The organism is Serratia sp. root2 (genome assembly GCF_031931805.1).
Lineage (GTDB): Bacteria > Pseudomonadota > Gammaproteobacteria > Enterobacterales > Enterobacteriaceae > Serratia > Serratia inhibens.
Genome location: NZ_JAUJXB010000002.1, coordinates 504,580 through 521,931, shown reverse-complemented (window position 1 = coordinate 521,931; position 17,352 = coordinate 504,580). Strand labels below are relative to the sequence as shown.

At 51.7% G+C, this 17,352-nt stretch carries 17 protein-coding genes and 1 tRNA gene; 12 read left to right on the top strand and 6 right to left on the bottom strand.

What is annotated here, in order from left to right; all coding sequences use genetic code 11:
- The 3 genes from QZQ97_RS16150 to QZQ97_RS16140 all read left to right on the top strand — a co-directional run.
- The coding region (locus QZQ97_RS16150) for a beta strand repeat-containing protein (RefSeq protein ID WP_311994269.1) at nt 1-2,527 on the top strand (2,527 nt) is incomplete at its 5' end.
- 356 nt (nt 2,528-2,883) lie between these two features.
- Complete coding sequence (locus tag QZQ97_RS16145; protein WP_311994268.1) at nt 2,884-3,660, top strand: winged helix-turn-helix domain-containing protein; 777 nt, start codon at nt 2,884-2,886, stop codon at nt 3,658-3,660.
- A complete protein-coding gene (locus QZQ97_RS16140) occupies nt 3,641-4,132 on the top strand; it encodes a hypothetical protein (protein ID WP_311994267.1) in 492 nt (163 codons plus the stop codon). The genes QZQ97_RS16145 and QZQ97_RS16140 overlap by 20 nt, the downstream gene beginning before the upstream one ends.
- A gap of 187 nt (nt 4,133-4,319) precedes the next feature.
- On the opposite strand, the gene QZQ97_RS16135 is transcribed toward QZQ97_RS16140, so the two are convergent.
- Entirely contained in the window at nt 4,320-5,069 is a 750-nt protein-coding gene (locus QZQ97_RS16135; protein ID WP_311994266.1) for a transcriptional regulator, read from the bottom strand.
- Between the two features lie 407 nt (nt 5,070-5,476).
- Between QZQ97_RS16135 and QZQ97_RS16130 the strand changes: the two genes are divergently transcribed.
- From QZQ97_RS16130 to QZQ97_RS16090, 9 genes are all read left to right on the top strand, one after another.
- Nucleotides 5,477-6,037: a fimbrial protein gene (locus tag QZQ97_RS16130; RefSeq protein ID WP_311994265.1), complete on the top strand. Its 561-nt coding sequence runs from the start codon at nt 5,477-5,479 to the stop codon at nt 6,035-6,037.
- 88 nt (nt 6,038-6,125) lie between these two features.
- Nucleotides 6,126-6,671, top strand: a complete 546-nt coding sequence (locus QZQ97_RS16125; protein WP_311994264.1) for a fimbrial protein — start codon at nt 6,126-6,128, stop codon at nt 6,669-6,671.
- Nucleotides 6,672-6,700: 29 nt separating this feature from the next.
- Nucleotides 6,701-9,232, top strand: a complete 2,532-nt coding sequence (locus tag QZQ97_RS16120) for an outer membrane usher protein (RefSeq protein ID WP_311994263.1) — start codon at nt 6,701-6,703, stop codon at nt 9,230-9,232.
- Nucleotides 9,233-9,293: 61 nt separating this feature from the next.
- Nucleotides 9,294-10,043: a fimbria/pilus periplasmic chaperone gene (locus tag QZQ97_RS16115; RefSeq protein WP_311994282.1), complete on the top strand. Its 750-nt coding sequence runs from the start codon at nt 9,294-9,296 to the stop codon at nt 10,041-10,043.
- 48 nt (nt 10,044-10,091) lie between these two features.
- Complete coding sequence (locus QZQ97_RS16110; protein ID WP_311994262.1) at nt 10,092-10,706, top strand: fimbrial protein; 615 nt, start codon at nt 10,092-10,094, stop codon at nt 10,704-10,706.
- Nucleotides 10,699-11,286 (top strand): fimbrial protein, encoded by a 588-nt coding sequence (locus QZQ97_RS16105; RefSeq protein WP_311994261.1) that lies wholly within the window; start codon nt 10,699-10,701, stop codon nt 11,284-11,286. Before QZQ97_RS16110 ends, QZQ97_RS16105 begins: the two co-directional genes overlap by 8 nt.
- 10 nt (nt 11,287-11,296) lie before the next feature.
- Nucleotides 11,297-11,794 carry a fimbrial protein gene (locus QZQ97_RS16100; RefSeq protein WP_311994260.1) on the top strand — a complete coding sequence of 166 codons (498 nt, stop codon included), beginning with the start codon at nt 11,297-11,299 and terminating at the stop codon, nt 11,792-11,794.
- 149 nt (nt 11,795-11,943) lie between these two features.
- Nucleotides 11,944-12,828: an MrpH family fimbial adhesin gene (locus QZQ97_RS16095; RefSeq protein WP_311994259.1), complete on the top strand. Its 885-nt coding sequence runs from the start codon at nt 11,944-11,946 to the stop codon at nt 12,826-12,828.
- Between the two features lie 47 nt (nt 12,829-12,875).
- Nucleotides 12,876-13,463 (top strand): LuxR C-terminal-related transcriptional regulator, encoded by a 588-nt coding sequence (locus tag QZQ97_RS16090; protein WP_311994258.1) that lies wholly within the window; start codon nt 12,876-12,878, stop codon nt 13,461-13,463.
- Between the two features lie 418 nt (nt 13,464-13,881).
- Here QZQ97_RS16090 and QZQ97_RS16085 read toward each other — a convergent pair whose 3' ends face one another.
- From QZQ97_RS16085 to cutA, 5 genes are all read right to left on the bottom strand, one after another.
- A complete protein-coding gene (locus QZQ97_RS16085) occupies nt 13,882-14,229 on the bottom strand; it encodes a hypothetical protein (RefSeq protein WP_311994257.1) in 348 nt (115 codons plus the stop codon).
- A 179-nt stretch (nt 14,230-14,408) separates the two neighbouring features.
- Nucleotides 14,409-14,484: transfer RNA gene (locus QZQ97_RS16080), tRNA-Phe, on the bottom strand.
- Between the two features lie 160 nt (nt 14,485-14,644).
- Nucleotides 14,645-15,220: a division control transcriptional repressor DicD gene (gene dicD, locus QZQ97_RS16075; RefSeq protein WP_311994256.1), complete on the bottom strand. Its 576-nt coding sequence runs from the start codon at nt 15,218-15,220 to the stop codon at nt 14,645-14,647.
- A 40-nt stretch (nt 15,221-15,260) separates the two neighbouring features.
- On the bottom strand, nt 15,261-16,967 hold the full coding sequence (locus tag QZQ97_RS16070; RefSeq protein ID WP_311994255.1) for a protein-disulfide reductase DsbD: 1,707 nt from the start codon (nt 16,965-16,967) through the stop codon (nt 15,261-15,263).
- On the bottom strand, nt 16,943-17,266 hold the full coding sequence (gene cutA / locus QZQ97_RS16065; protein ID WP_311994254.1) for a divalent cation tolerance protein CutA: 324 nt from the start codon (nt 17,264-17,266) through the stop codon (nt 16,943-16,945). Before cutA ends, QZQ97_RS16070 begins: the two co-directional genes overlap by 25 nt.
- Nucleotides 17,267-17,352: the final 86 nt, after the last annotated feature.

Genomic DNA, 17,352 nt, shown 5'->3' with positions numbered 1-17,352 from the left:
AGCGGTGAATGCGCTGGCGCAGAACGGCGGCTTGCTGAAGGCCGAGGGCGGCCAGGTGCTGATGACCGCCAAAGCGGCGGGCGACATGCTGCAAACCGTGGTGAATAACCAGGGGACCATCACGGCCACCACGCTGAGCAATCAGGCGGGGCGTATCGTGCTGGACGGCAACAACGGGGTGGTGAACGTGGCGGGCGTTCTCGATGCGAGCGCGGCGGCGGGCAACGGCGGTGCGGTTGAAACCCGGGGCGCCCGCGTGGCGGTCCAGCCTGCGGTGCAGGTGACCACCCGCGCAGTAAACGGCAAAACCGGTAGCTGGAAGATAGCGGCCGCCGAGGTTAACGTTACCGATAACGGCACCCTGAATGCGGCGACGCTGGCCAATGGCCTGGCGAACAACAATGTGGCGCTGACCAGTACTCAGGGGGATGTCGCCGTCTCCGGCCCGGTGGCCTGGCAGAGCGGCAATAAACTGTCACTGACCTCCGAACGTGCGGGCATCAAGATCAATGCGCCGCTGAAGGCCACGGGTGCCGGGGCAGGGCTGGAACTGAACCACAAAACCGGTTATGCGCTGAATAACGAGGCGGCGGTCACGCTGTCCGGCGCCGGGGTCACGTTCAGCGCCAACGGTGAAGGCTACCAGGTGGTGCAGAGCCTGCAACAGCTGCGCGCTATCGAAAACAATATGGATGGCCGCTATGTACTGGGCTCGAATATTACCGACGGCAGCCGTATCAATTCAATTGGCGGCGACCGCATGTTCACCGGCGTTTTCGACGGTCTGGGCAATACCGCCAAAGGGCTGTCTGTGACGGGTAAGGGGCCATTCATTGGCTTATTCAATTCTTCCGCCGGGCGTATCAGCAACCTGAATCTGGACTCGTTGACCGTAACCGGTAATGGCAATGGCGCTTTTGTCGGTGCTTTGACCGGCCTGAATAGCGGAGAGATCTCGAACGTTAAGGCCAAAAATATCCGGGTCAGCGGCGGTAGCGAGATCGGCGGGCTGGTCGGCTGGAACTATGGTTCACTGGCGAATGTCTCGGTATCGGGCAAAGTGATCGGGGATCGCGGTACGACCTCTATCGGTGGGTTGGTCGGCACGAACTTTAATGGCAGTGTCAACAATAGCCAGGCCAATGTCGACGTGTCAGGCAATATGCAAGACAGCGCTTTCTTTGGCGGCGTGGGCGGCCTGGTGGGGAAAAATGACGGCGGCTCGATTGCCAATTCCTCAAGCCAGGGGAATGTTACCGCGAAAGGTGCAGGCCTTAGCGTCGGTGGGCTGGTTGGCTTCAACAGCTCGCCAGGACGCATTGCAAATTCCCATGCTACCGGTAACGTCGTTGGCGGGCAGGGTAGCTATGTCGGTGGGTTGATTGGTTTGAACAATGGCACAGCCTCCAATTCCTCCGCCGGCGGCGCGGTGAATAGCAATGGTGCACAAGCGGTAGGCGGGCTGGTCGGCTGGAACTTGCAGGGCAAACTGGACAATGTGCAGGCCACAGGCAGCGTACAGGATCTCGCCACCACTCAGATCGGTGGTCTGGTTGGCAGCAACAACTATGGTGAGATTAAAAACTCGCGTGCCGACAATGCCGTAACCGGCGGTGCTAAAGCCAATGTTGGCGGGCTGGTTGGCATTAACGAAAGTGGCGTGATCGATAACGTGATTGCCACAGGCAAAACCACCGGTGGTGCAGCCAGCCAGGTGGGCGGGTTAATCGGCCATAACCATGGTGCAGTAACCAATGCCAAGGTTGAAGGCAGCGTGTATGCCGGTAACGGCAGCCTGGTCGGCGGTATGATCGGTGTGCAAGAGGGCGAGAGCCTGACGAATGTCACCGCTAACGCCCAAGTGAACGGCGCCGATGGCAGTTCAGCCGGCGGGCTGGTGGGTAAAAACATGGCCGGTAATATAGCCAATGCCAGCGCCAAAGGTTCGGTGAACAGCGGCAACAATAGCTGGGCAGGTGGCCTGGTGGGTTACAACGACCGTGGGGCCATCCGGAACTCGCAGGCTGATGTCGCCGTTAAAGCGGCTAATACCAGCTACAGCGGCGGCCTGATTGGCGCGAACAGCGGTGCGTTATCTCTGGTTAAAGCCTTCGGAAATGTCAGCTCAGGCGCGGAAAGCTATGTTGGCGGCCTGGTGGGTAGCCATATTTTCAACGCGGCGAATATCACCCAGGCTGAAGCCTCTGGCAACGTCAGCGGCGGCAGAAGCAGCCGTATTGGCGGCCTGGCGGGGCAAAACGATGCGGGCATTTTCAATTCAATCGCCTCAGGTAGCTTGCGTGGCGGTGATTGGGCATTTATCGGTGGCCTGGCCGGCATGAATACCGGGAAAGTATCCAACTCGGTCTTTAACGGTTCGGCCAGTCCGTTGCCATATACGGTTGGCCAGCGGGTTGGCAGCCTGGTGGGGGTGAATCTGGGTTACCTGACCGGCAATAAGGTCTCAGGTACTACGGAAGATCTGCCATTGGCGGGGTTAAATCATCTTCCAGGCTCTATTAAGTAACAAATATAGACAGTAATTAACAAATAACCGGCGGGCTTTTATCTGCCGGGGCTCTCCATTGGCTGATGGCTGATGGGGAGCCATGCCACATCACCGTTATTACCTTCCCCGTCCTTGAATGCTGCGTGTCACTCCCCGTAAGTTCAAACACCCCTTTGTATGATAAAGACTAATATACGGATTAGAAGCCATTGGCTCTCAGTTAAGTGGTGTTTAATGTGCCATGTCATTATTTTATTTAGGATTTTTCTTAATTCTATGTGTTTGTATTTAAATGATATATCATTTATCGGCACGATAGGTGATGGGAGGGCGCTCCTACATAAAAGCAACTTCTGAGATGCAGAATCATAAAAATGAAATTTATAATCAATAAAAGACTTAAGTTTCATGACGATAGGTCGCTTCTGGAGATTATCGACGACCCTATGGAAGCGGTCGTGCTCACCGCAACCTTAAGCCGATTACTGTCTCTTCTGGTAAGGAATAACAATACCTTGCTGACCCGTGATTATATTTTGACCCAGGTATGGGACGATCACGGGCAAACCGCCTCCAATAATAATCTTAACAACTACATTTCGATGCTCAGAAAGACACTGTCAACGCTGGGCGAGAGCGATATCATCGTCACCATGCCCCGGCAGGGTTTTATGTTTACCGCCGCCGATATTAATACTATTGATGATGAAATTATTATAAATGGAACTAATTTAACTGCCAGAGAGACGCCGCCATTACCAAAGCGTAAATTAGTATGGCCAAAAAAATGGGTGCTGGCTATTTGCGTCATGGCCACGATAGCCACCGCTGGCGTTGCCAGGTTCTCCAGTGGGTACAAACCACTGAGCTACAAAGATATGGGCACGATAGGAAGCTGCAACCTGAAGCTGGTTACTACCTATCACCCTATTGAGAAAGTGGCTGCCAATCTGAACGAACTCAGCAAGCAGCTGGCGGGCTTGGGCTTTGACTGCTCAACACCTGCCACCGTCTATTATTACAGCAGTAAGATGTTGGTGGGTAAAATCGAAAAAGGTGATGCTCTCTACTTCATCTCCTATTGCCCGCTGACTACGGCGCGGCAGAACACAACACAGTGCAAAAACGTTTATGAAAATAGCCATATCTAAAAATAAGAACCTTATCTTATTCGGCGCGGCAATCTTACTGATGCTGGTCTGCATCCTGGTATCTGCCTATATTATTGCTACGAGGCATAAGATCCCAGCATGCAGTGCCATTACAACATCCGTCAACTATACCCAGGCAGGAAAAATCGAAACGACTCTCCGGGTTAGCCTGGTGCCCTCCGGCTGGGGGAAGCTCAATATCATGCTGGATGGACAAGTGACCCAGGGAACCGAAAAGTACACCGTGTCCCGGCTATTAATCGCCGAATATCAATATCAAAGCGATCACTACTACGTCAAAGTGCAAAAAACAATCCGTAACTCAAGAGATAATGCCCAGAGTGAAGAAGCGAACCGTGTGATGCCCGGCGCAGTGAAAAACCGTTTTGTAAAAATTGAGAGGATAGATGACAGCAGCTTTATGTTTGCTGACAACAATGCACCGCTGTTCGTCTGCACGAAAAACCATTAAATCCACTCTCCTTAACCGCATAGTGGTGCCGCAGCGGTTAAGGAGGGCTGGTGAAGGGAAGCGTATTACCTAAAAATAATGTGACACTGCCTATAATCACTGGCGTTATCTTTTGTTATTCTGTTCCCAATGGTGAAAAAACAAATGTTTTCCCGCGATGGCCGAATGACCTACGGCTAGTTTTCATTCATTTTTTAATATAGGTGTTCTCGCAGGGCTTTAATGCGTCCAGCGGGCAATAAGCGAGCAACGGAGCATTGGTGTTAAGGTCTTTATCCTCCATATCGCCATAGTAGTAAATATTCGCTCTTACATCGCAATTATAACGTGCCTGATAAACCATACTCTTAATCTCTTCGGCTGTGACCCTGTTATTTTTGATCGAGTATATTTTGCAGTTTTTATACTGTCCGAGGCTGTTAATGTTGTTCTGAGCATAACTCTTATAGAACAGACCCACGGTTAACAGCGCCAGGCAAAAAAGAGTACACAGAGCCAGTATTTTCCATGGGCCGCCTCGAATCAATGCACTCCTTTTCCCCTCTCCTTGTAGATGATTGTTGTCAAATGTCGCGCTCTCATTAGAAATATCCGATGACGCGGTTATCTCCTCTCGGTGAATATTTTTTGCCATAAACTTAAACCCCTGCCGCGGGTAAGTGATCAGCAGCTCTTCCTCGCCAAGCTGAGAGAGTGACTTTCTTAATCCGGAGATATAGTTGTTTAAGTTATTATTTGACGCCTTAAGGCCATAGTCCTCCCATACATCATTAAGCAATTGCTCACGCGTGATCAGTAAGTTGTTGTTCCTGACAAACAGAGACAGCAACCTGCCGGTGGGTTTAAGCAAAGGAATGCTATTACCAGGATCGTTAACGCTGTGCAGCGTGCCGTCCTGTTCATTAAAACTGACGTTACTATTAATAATAAATTTCATGTTGTTTAATCCATCAACTTTCCTGTCGAGAGCTGATTTTGCTATTGGTATTCTGTTTTTTCAATCCCCCAACCGGGTATGCAATAAGAATTATCCTTATGTTTGTATTTTATTCTGTTATTGAAGGTAATTAATAATTTATCGTTTGATAATTATGTATATGTTTTATCTACAACTCAATATTAAAGTCTATTTAATTAAACTTATCTTTGTACAAATCCTGTTTTTATGTATTTTCACGACATAATGTTTTGAGTTTGAGCCAGTTGGGGTAGATTAGTGTGGCTGGCAACGAATGGCCGGAAACAACAAACAGGTTAGGAAGGAAACACTCTATCTCTGCTTTGTGACTCACTTTTGATTAATTATCGATATCCTCTTCTTATAAAGGAATGTAAGGGCTTTTTATGAAACTGAACAAAATTATGATGGCAGCAGTACTGGCTTTCGGCGCAACTTCTATGATGGCTCAGGCAGCGAATCAGGGCAGCGGTTCTGTAACCTTTACCGGTGAAATTATTGATGCACCATGCTCTATTGCCCCAGGTAATATTGACCAAACCGTTCCTTTGGGCCAGATTTCTAACCTGAGCCTGAAAGACGGTCGCGAGTCTGAAGTAAAAGAGCCGTTCAAAATTGTTCTGGAAGACTGTACTTCAGCTACTGCGCAGATGGTTAAAACCACCTTTACCGGTGAAGCCGGCGGTGCTGACGGCACAAACAAGAAAATGATTGGTCTGGGGAGCGGCAGCACAGCTAAAGGCGCAAGTATCGTAATTACCGATACCGCCAACGCTGATGCCGTGGTTGAATTGGGCAAGGCCACTACCGGTCAGATCATTAAAGTTGGTGATACTGATGCAGAGCTGAACTTTAAAGCATTCCTGAAAGGTAACGGCGGCACCCTGAACACCATCACCCCAGGGGCATTCAGCAGCGTAGTTAACTTCGCTCTTAGCTACGAGTAATTAGTTTTACACACGTAATACCAGCATGCGGAGTATTCCGCATGCTTTTTTCCCATAAATGGATTCATATTTGTTAGGGATTACGCGTATGTCCTCTATTGGTAGAAGTTTAGTGGCGCCTTCCCTATTGGCCGCGTTTTTTATGACTCAGGCGATGCCGGTAACGGCCTCGGTTATTGGCTGGGGAAGAGTCAATATGGAAGGTGCTATTGTTAACGCGGCTTGTGCAATTGAGGCGGCAAGCCGCGATCAAACCATCGACATGAAAGTAGTACCGGTAGGACAAATATCTCGGGATGGGTACGGCTTAACCCGTCCGTTTGCCCTGCAATTGGTCAACTGCGGGTTATCGGAAGATGATGCTGTTATATCAGGCCGTCAGCATTTTCGAATGATATTCGACGGAAAACCGGATGGTAAAGCTTTTGGGGTAATAGGAGATGCCCGTGGGGTTGCATTACGTATTTCCGACAGTATCGGAAATATAGTGTCTCAAGGGATGCCGATGTCAATAAAAAATACGATAACAAAAGATTTTCGTCTTAATGATTCAATGCAGTTGGTGGCTAATAAACAGATATTGCACGCAGGGGATTACCGATCCGCCATTCATTTTAAATTGGATTATTACTAATTGTAAGTAGGTTAAAGGTTGGCGGAATTATGAATTCGAAGAGATATCAATCGGGCGCTCTCCCGTTAAGCTTATTAGGGGTATGCATTTCTCTGACAATGTGCAGCCTGTCTTTTCAGGGGCGGGCAGATGATGCGATTCAATTCAATACCGACATCCTGGATGTGAACGATAGAAAGAATATCGATCTCAGTAGGTTTTCCAATGGTGCTTTTATTATGCCAGGGAAATACAACATGTCGGTGCTGATGAACAAACAATCATTGCAAGAGCAACCGATAGCTTATTATCCGCCAGAAAGTGATCCAAAAGGTAGCGCGGTGTGTATTTCACCGCAGGTGGTTGATCTGGTGGGGTTTAAAGAAGAGTTTATCAAGCAATTGCGCTGGTGGCATGACGAGCAATGCCTGGATCTTTCTAGCCTCAGCGGTATTGAGGCAAGAGGGGACCTGGCCACCTCTGCGTTGTACTTGAGTATTCCGCAGGCTTATCTGGAGTATTCCTCTCCGGATTGGGATCCGCCGTCGCGTTGGGATAACGGTATTCCCGGGCTGCTGCTGGACTATAACCTGAACGGCCAGGTGCAGCGTAATACACAAAACGGAGGCCAAACGCAGCGGTTGGGCGGAAATGGCACAGCTGGCGCTAACCTGGGAGCCTGGCGGTTACGTGCAGATTGGCAAGCGAGCCTGGATCATCAGACCGGGGCCGCTGGGTCTGGCCAGAAGACATTTGACTGGAGCCGTTATTATGCGTTCCGCGCTCTGCCGCAATGGGGGGCAAGGTTAACGCTGGGCGAAGATTACCTGCTGACCAACGTGTTTGACAGCTTCCGCTTTACCGGCTTCAGCCTCAATTCGGACGACAGCATGTTGCCGCCCAACCTGCGCGGCTATGCGCCGGAGGTGACGGGTATAGCCAAAACCAACGGCAAAGTCACCATCAGCCAACAGGGGCGGGTGCTGTATGAGGCGCAGGTCGCCGCCGGGCCGTTCCGTATCCAGGATTTGAGCGATTCGGTGATGGGGAGCCTGGACGTTAAAGTAGAAGAACAAGATGGCAGCGTGCAGCAGTTTAGGGTGGAAACGGCGAATATTCCTTACCTCACCCGTCCTGGCATGGTGCGTTACAAGCTGGCCGGGGGCAAACCATCGAATTGGGAGCACAACCTGCAAGGGCCTGCCTTTACTACCGGGGAATTTTCATGGGGCGTTAGCAACGGTTGGTCGCTGTACGGTGGGGCTATTGCTGGTGGTGATTACAACGCGTTATCCATGGGGTTGGGGCGTGACCTGTTGCTATTTGGGGCACTGTCGTTTGACACCACCCAGTCACGGGCCAGGTTGCCGCGCGAATACGGCACCAAAAGCGGCGGTTCATACCGCCTGAGCTACTCGAAAAGCTTTGATGAATACGACAGTCAGGTCACTTTCGCCGGTTACCGCTTTTCGGAGCAAGATTTTATGACCATGAGTGAATACCTGGATGCGCGCTACCACGGCTTGCAAAACGGCAAGAGCAGGGAGATGTACACCATCACCTTTAACAAGCAGTTTCGCGATCTGGGTATCACCGCTTACATCAATTATGACCACCAGACTTACTGGGATAAGCCGACCAGCGAACGTTATAGCCTGGCGTTGTCACGCTATTTCGACCTGGGGGCGGTGAAAAATATAAGCACGTCGTTAACGGCCTACCGCAATAAAAATAGCGCGACCAAAGACGATGGTATGTATCTGAGCCTGTCGGTGCCGTGGGGGGTTAACTCTAACCTCAGCTACAGCAGTTCGTTGAACCGTAACGATATCAGCCACCGGGTAGGCTATTACGAAAGGTTGGATGAGCACAACAATTACCAACTGAGCACCGGTCTGTCACGTAACGGAGAATCTGCCAGCGGTTATTACAGCCACGAAGGCGACATGATGCGTATCGACGGTAACGTTAGCTACCAGAGTGGCCAGTACTCCTCCCTGGGTATGAACCTGCAGGGCGGGGCGACCCTTACCGCTAAAGGGGCAGCACTGCACCGGAGCAACTCGGCTGGCGGCACCCGGTTGTTGCTGGATACAGACGGGGTGGCTGGGGTGCCGGTGCGAGGGTTCGGCTCGACGACTCGCACCAATCTGTTCGGTAAAGCGGTGGTGGCGGACGTCAGCAGTTATTACCGCAGCAGAGCGAGTATTGACCTGAATAACTTATCGGACGATGCCGAGGCTATACAGTCAGTGGTGCAGGCAACACTGACCGAGGGCGCGATTGGTTACCGGCGCTTTAATGTTATCTCCGGTAAAAAAGCCATGGCGGTGATCCGCCTGGCGGACGGCAGTACGCCGCCGTTTGGCGCAGAGGTGTTCAACCATCGTAAGCAACAAACCGGTTTAGTCAATGATGCCGGCAGCGTTTACCTGAGCGGGATACGTGCCGGCGAAAAAATGACGGTGTATTGGGAAGGGAAGGCGCAATGTGAAATAGACCTGCCGGAACTGCGTACAGATATCGCGTTGAGCAACCTGCTGTTGCCATGCCGGCCGGTAACTGCGGAACAGGGGAAATAGGCCGCAGTTGCCTAAACAAACCCGTAAATGCAACTTTGACGAAATGGAACAATTTATGTTTATGCGAAATAACACGGTAAAAATGCTGTCCGTCGCTGGCCTGCTGGCCACCACACTGTTGAGTGGGCAAGCTCAGGCCGCCATCGCGCTGGATCGTACCCGCGTGGTGTTCAACGGTGCGGAAAATGCGGTCAGCATGACCATCAGCAATAAAAATACTCAGCTGCCGTATCTGGCTCAGGGCTGGCTGGAGAATGAGAATGGCGACAAGATCACCAGCCCGTTGATTGTGCTGCCGCCGGTGCAACGCGTGGAGCCAGGGGCGCAAAGCCAGGTCAAGGTGCAGGCATTGCCGGCCGCCAAGGCACTGCCGCAGGATCGTGAGAGCCTGTTCTACTTTAATTTGCGCGAGATCCCGCCGAAAAGTGATAAGGCCAACACGCTGCAAATCGCTTTGCAGACGCGCATCAAGCTGTTCTACCGCCCGGCGGCGATCACGCCGAGCAAAGGCAGCGTGTTCACGCCGTGGCAGGAGAAACTGACCCTCACGCGGCAGGGCGAGGGTTTTAAGGTGAACAATCCAACGCCTTACTATATCACATTGGTGGATGCCCGTAGCGGCGCAGGCGGTAAAACCGCCGCCGGTTTTGAACCGCTGATGGTGCCGCCGAAAGGCAGTGTGGCACTGGGTGCATCCGGCCTGGGTAATGCCCCGGTACTGACGTATGTCAATGATTACGGCGGTCGCCCAGATTTGACCTTCAAGTGTGGCGGCGGCGATTGCCAGGTTGTGCCTGCGGCAAAAGGGTAAACGGGGCCAGTCATCATGCTCTTCAGTCGAAGCAGGTAGGGAACAACAATGCAAACAATCGACACTGGTTGCCTTGGCCAAAGGAAAAATCTGTTAACACCGTGGTTGGGCCATGCAGCCGCGCTGGTAATGACCCTGTTTTTCACTGACGGTGCTCAGGCGGACAAAAGGGATGCCGACATATTTTATATCCATGGCGCGTTGACGGAAAGCGCTTGCCTCTTGGAAATGTCTTCGGCGTACCAGGATATCTGGTTGGGTGAAATGGCTGTGGGTAGCCTGGCGAAGGCGGGCAGTCGTGCAGCCCCGGTAGCCTTTCAGCTCCGGTTGCGCGATTGCACGCGAACCGGGGCATCCTTCAGGGATTCACCACAGAAGGATCGGTTGTGGCGTGGCTACCAGCCAGCGGTAACGGTGAGTTTTACTGCGCTCCCGGATGCGGATAACCCAGGGTTAGTGAAGGTGCAGGGCCTCAGCGGGTTAGGGCTGCGTCTGCTGGATAGCGATAAACGAGATGTGCGATTGGGCGACCGTAGCAGGCTGCAATTGTTGGCGCTGAGAGATGAAGCGTTACAGTTTTACGTCGTGGCGGAACGTACGCGTACCCCTTTATTGGCGGGGACTTACCGTGCTGCGATTGATTTTCGGATGAATTATGACTGAGGTGAAGGCAATGGGCGACCAATGGAGAGATATACGGCAGAGCGGTGTGGAATATGCTCGCCTGTGTTGTGTGCTGATGGCCACCATGATCGCAACCTCAGCATTAACTTTGTTTGCGGTGCTGTTTATCAGCCAAACAGTCTGGGCCGCTACGGTTAACGTCACGGTACAAGGTGTGGTCATCGCCAAGCCAAAATGTGAAATCAACGGTGGCAAAGATATTGGTGTGTTTTTTGGTGAACTGAATACCAAAGATATTGACGGTGTCAATTATGGCAAGAGACAGATCCCTTATCAGGTAATTTGTAATGGCGATACTTCCGGGAGCAATGGTTTTATGAAGGTAACATTGCAGGGGGGAGCGCCGGGTTTTGGTGAGGGTTTACTGCGTACCGATAATAACGATTTGGCGATTAAGCTGTTGTTGAGAAATAACCAACAGCTAAAACTGAATGAATGGCTGAATTTTACTTATCCTGATATGCCGGAGTTATATGCCGTACCGATAAAACGCAGTGGCACCACTTTACGAGGAGGGGACTTTTCGGGTTCCGCCACTTTACTAGTAGAAGTCCAATAAGGAGAGAAACATGAGATATTTTCCAGGGATAGTCGGCTTGGCCTGCATGGGGTTACTGACCAGCACGGTAGCCCAGGCGGTAAATGTGCAATTTACCGGCAAACTGGTGGAAGCGCCTGAGTGTACCGTTAACGCAGGTAAAGATATCGCCGTTAATTTTGACACCATCGACGTTAAGAAGATTGATGGTGCGAACTACAAGAAAATGGAGATCCCTTACACTGTGTCCTGTGGTAAAGATCCCGGTTATGGTCAGATAAAGGTCATGATGGACTTTATGGAGGTTTCCTGGGGGGATTACAAGCCCTTGCAGTCCAGTATTCCTAACCTGGGATTGCGCATTACGCAAGGGACTGGGGACACCACCTACGTCAGCAAAACCAAACTGGCTATTGGGGATGCAGCTAACCCCACTAAACTCTATGCCATACCTATTTCACGGCCCGGTGCCAGCCTGGTTGCCGGTGATTTCAGCGGCGGGGCAACATTAACCGTCATGTATGAGTAAAAGCGATATCTTGCACCGGGGAAGCAACGCCCCGGCCATAATAATGGTGTTAAGTAACATTAAATACAATTCACGCCGGGAAATTATTGCACCATAGATGATAAATTTTCAAGGAATAGTCTACCAAAACTGAATCAGCAGGTAATAATATGAAAATATTTTCTTTAATTTTAGCGACACTGTTTGGATACGCTACTGGCGCCAATGCTGTATTTCATGAGGCCAGTGTCCAACAACTTGAACCTGCTGGTGGGTCATTCTATAAATATTCAATCACGGCTATCAGCGTATCCTCCTTAGCACCCTTCCCTAACCAGTGTTATTATTCAGCATCGACCTATTTAGACTGTGATATATCTATATCCCTCCAGAGGATATATGCCAATGGTACGGCGGTTGGGTCGAATGCTTATGTTTTTGCGCCATTAGCCAGGCGGCTCAACGGCCTTGGATCTTGTTACCCAGCAGGCGGCCCTGATTGTAAGTCAATAAACGAGGCTAAAACTATTGGTGAATTAGTGCCTTTAATGAAACTCAGTGGGGTTTTTGGAAAAACGGCCACAGGGAATGTCCACATAGGCAACAATATAATAGGCGTAAGAAGCTGTATAAGGACCTATGTTCAGTCTTCAGTTTCGGGGGGGGTGTCGTTTGACGATTGTGGCCCAACGTTACCTGTTAAAACGACCTGCAGTATTGCTGATTCAAATGCCATAATTGATTTTGGGTCGTTCAGTAATGACGTTGTAACCAGGAAAGCCAGTGGCTCTTTCCGGGTTAACTGTTCTGGTGAAGCCTATATGCGGGTTAAATTTGCATCAAGTGTCACAGATATGTCTTTGAGTCAGGATGGAAAACTCAGAGCTAGCTTAAAAGTAAGAAATTCCATTCCAGGGCTGACAGATTTAGAGAGCTTTATTAAGGTGCCCGGAGGTAGCCAGGAGATTGTTATCGATAGTGAACTTAAAAACAGTGGTAGTTCACATACCGGTCCTTTTTTCGCATCGGCAGTGGCTATTGTAGAAATTGCGTAATTCTGGGGTGAACACGCCTTAACCCAAAAGGTACGGAAGGAGTAAATATGAAAAAAACTCTGACTATCGCTATTTGCGAGACGGATAACTATTTTGCCGAGGGTGTTAGATATACCCTTAAGGATTATTTTGATCAAAAAGGGATGCCCGTAAATTTTATAAACGCCTATTCTGAATTGACGCCTGCAGATTTGGTTTTTTCTGCTTGCGCGTCAACCAGAAGGGCACGTTATTGCCATGATTTTCCCTCGGAGCTTGCAGGCGGAACGTTATTTTTTTCTATCAGGAATAAACCGGAGCGTTGCCTGAGCCATCGTCCGACCTGCCGGCAGGAAGCTGGCACGCTTTATCGCAATGACGACCGCTCGGCTATCTATCTCATGCTGGATCGTGCTTTGGCGACAACCTCAAAGATTTGGTTCGGTAATAACTGCCCGTTATGTGAACGCAGCCAGTTAACCCGTCGCGAACAAGAGGTATTGCAGCATATGCGCAGAGGTTGTTCTCAAGGTGAAACGGCCGAACAGATGCAGTTAAGCGTGAAAACGGTTAACACACATAAACAATCGGCGATGAAGAAAATGGATCTGATGAAAAAGCATGATTTTATCCATTGGCTTATGCGCAGTAAGTGAAAAGTAAAGGTTAATTTTTAAATAAAACGCTAATGTTTTTAGCCAGGAGGCGCTATGTCAATTGAATTGTATCTTAATTTAGCATTGGTTGTAACATTGTTCTCTATCAGTTTTATTTCTTTTGGGATTCATCTCCGGAACTCAAAAAAAAGAACGATGGGTTTTAAAGTGAGAAAATGGCGCCGATAATCGGGCAGGAGCTTTATTTTAATTCTGAGGTTTAAGGTTTACCCGAGCACAATAAAATGATTTATTCGATGGAGAGTCAGCACTTCAGAAAGTAAAAACCTGTCTTTGATTTGGGCTCAGACTGCCGTAAAAACCTCACCGATTTCCTTCATTGGGGCGTTGGACACGGCGCCCGCTATTAAACTCTTGGCGAACCAGGTGTTCTCCACCTACCAATAAAACAAACCCATCACCTTTCCACCAACCTCAATCCGCCATAGGCGGGTTCTTCTAAATAGGGTGCCCGGACTCGGACAACCGGCGCTTGCGCCGTGTTGAACAACGCTTCAGCGTTGGCCCGCAGGGTGAGGCCTCCGGCCGAATAATCGAACTTGTTCGATGGAGAGTCCGTATCCCAGAAAGCAAAAAACCCGCCATAGGCGGGTTCTTCTAAATAGGGCGACCGGGCTCGGACAACCGGCGCTTGCGCCGTGTTGAACAACGCTTCAGCGTTGGCCCGCAGGGTGAGGCCTTCAGGCCGAATAATCGAACTTGTTCGATGGAGAGTCCTGTCCCTGAAAAGCAAAAACCCAGCCATAGGCTGGGTTCTCTAAAGATGGTGCCCGGACTCGGACAACCGGCGCCTGCGCCGTGTTGAACAACGCTTCAGCGTTGGCCCGCAGGGTGAGGCCTTCAGGCCGAATAATCGAACTTGTTCGATGGAGAGTCCTGTCCCTGAAAAGCAAAAAACCCGCCATAGGCGGGTTCTTCTAAATATGGTGCCCGGACTCGGAATCGAACCAAGGACACGGGGATTTTCAATCCCCTGCTCTACCGACTGAGCTATCCGGGCAACGCGCAGCATTAAACCGTATTGGCTGAGAGCCGTCAACGGCTTTATGCGTGAAATACCTGAAAAAGCATTCGGTTGCTGACTTTTCATGCAAGGAGCGTAAAAGTATGCCCATTTTGGTTGCGAAAGTGCCTCGTCAGCCCGGCCTTTCGCCGTTCAATCAGCCTAAAGCGCCGTTTCTGCGGCACTGCGCCACCTGCAAGATATCTTCCGCCAGCCGTTTAGCGACGGATACATCCTGGAGCTGGCGTTTTACCAGCAGTTTGCTCAGGCAACCTTCCTGAATCAGCTCCATTTGCTGTGCCACCATATCGGCGTCGTCGGCGTCCATTTGGCGCAACAGATCGCGGGTCAGCTCCAGCGACGTCAGCTTCTGTTGTTCCGCCAGCTGATGAATCGGGTGATCTACTTCTGGGAAGAAGCTGCAGGCGGCGATAAAAAGGCAGCCGGGGTAGCGATCGTGCTGTACGTATTCCGCCAGTACGTCGTAGCGCGCCAGCAACTTTTGCTGCGGGCTCAGGCTTTCGTCCAGCAGCAGTTGGCGGCGCCAGGTGTCGATTTGCTGCCCGTGGTAGCGCAGGCAGTCATACAGCAGCGCTTCGCGATCCGGCCAAAACCGTTTGAGATCGCTGGGCTGCACCTCGAGTTTTTCTGCCAGCATTTCCAGCGTGGTGGTCGCCAGGCCCTGTTGTTCCAACAGCCCCAGTGCCGTATCAAGAACGTGTTCACGTTGCACTTGTGCTCCCTCCAAATTCGGTTCCGAACTTCAGTGTTATTTATTGCACCGCTTTCTGCAAATGCGCGTTAAACGCCGGAGCATCCATAAATCCGGTTACTCGCTGGTCCGTCAGCTCTCGGCCTGCACCGTTAAAGAACAGAATAGTCGGTAGCCCAAGGACCTTCAGGTGTTTGAGCAGCGCTGCGTGTTCGGCATTGTTGGCGGTGACATCCGCCTGTAGCAGCACCACGTTGGTCAGCTTAGCCTGAACCGCCGCGTCGCTGAAGGTATATTTCTCGAACTCCTTGCAAGCGACGCACCAGTCGGCGTACAGATCCAGCATCACCGGCTTGCCTTGTGCCTGTTGCAGTGCCAGGTTGAGTTGTTCGACGTTATTAATCCGCGAGAAATTCAGGTGCGGTATCGCAGTCTGCTGCGTATTGTCGGTGCCAAAGGCCCAGTCCTGCAGCGGCCTTGCGGCGATCACCGCCGCCGCCAGCAGCAGCAGCTGTAATGCGCGCGCCCAGCCGCGCGAGGTTTTCAGGCTCAGGGCGAACGCCCAACCGAAGAACGCCAGGCCGAGCAGGCTCCACAGCCGCAGTCCCCACAGGTCGCCGATCACCCGCTCCAACAGGAATATCGGCAGGGCCAGGATCACGAAGCCGAAGGCCTCTTTCACATACTGCATCCACGGCCCGCTGCGCGGTAGCAGGCGGTTGCCGAACAGGGTTATCAGCACCAGCGGGATGCCCATCCCCAATGCGTAGAGATACAAAGTGCCGCCGCCGGCCCACATATTGCCGCTCTGGGCGATGTAGAGCAGGATGGCGCTCAGCGGCGCGGTGGTGCAGGGCGAGCAAATCAACCCGGCCAGCGCACCCATCAGGAACACACCAGGCAGCGAGCCGCCCTTTTGGGTGTTGCTCCAGCCCGCCAGCCGCGTTTGCAGCGAAGAAGGCAACTGCAGCGAATACAGGCCAAACATCGACAGCGCCAGCGCGATAAACAGCACCGACAGGCCGATCAGCACGTACGGATGCTGCAACGCCGCCTGGAACTGCAGCCCGGCGGCGGCCACCACCAGGCCGAGCAGGGTATAGGTGAGTGCCATGCCCTGTACGTAAACCACGGCCAGCGCCAGAATGCGTCCGCTGCTGTGCGGTTTTTCACGGCCCAGAATGATGCCGGAAATCAGCGGGTACATCGGCAGCACGCAGGGAGTGAAGGCAATGCCAATACCAATCAACAGGGCCCAAAGCGGCGAAAACGGCAGGTTGGCGGGTGCGGGTTCCGTTGGCACATCAACGGGTGGCGCTGTGGCGGCGCTCGCCGCATCCAATGGGATCACTCGCGTCTCAGGCGGGTAGCAGAAACCGGCTTCCGCGCAACCCTGATAGGTTACGCTCAGGCTGGCGCCGTTGGCCGCCTGTTGCAGTGGAATGTTCAGAGCGAGCTGTTGTTTGAAAATAGCGACTTCACCGAAGAACTCATCCTTGTGGCTCAGTCCTTCGGGCAATTCAAAGGTGCCTAGCGTTGCTTGCTGCGGCACCAGCTTGATCTGTTGACGATAGAGGTAGTAACCGGGGCGAATTTGCCAGCTCAGGGCCAGTTGGTGATCCTGTTGTTTAAAGTCAAAGGCGAATGCCTGATCGACAGGCACGAACTGACTGCCGCCGCTTTGGCCGAACAAGGATGCCTGAGCTGCTTGCGGTAAAAAAAACAGGCTGCAGAGCAGGAATATTACTTTAATGAGGCGTTGATCCATAACAGGTAGTCTTTATCTCCAGCCATCACCGGCAGCACCAACAGCTCGGGCGTTTGATACGGGTGATGTTGTTTCAGGGTGTCGAGCAGGGCGTCTTGATGGCGGCGGTCGCTTTTGAACAATATCTGCACTTCGTATTCCTGTTCCAGTTTCCCTTCCCAGTAATAGAGCGATGTCACGCCGGGCAGCAACGTGGCGCAGGCTGCCAGCTTTTCCCCCAAAACCCGGGCCGCCAGGTCTTGCGCGGTGGCCTCATCGGGGGCAGTGCAGAGTATGACGACAGCTTCGCAATCAGACATTTTCGGCCCTCTCATCCAGATTATCAGGGGCACTATACCTTGAAGGAGAGTTGGCTAGAAGGCGAGTTTATCACCAACGGGGGGAC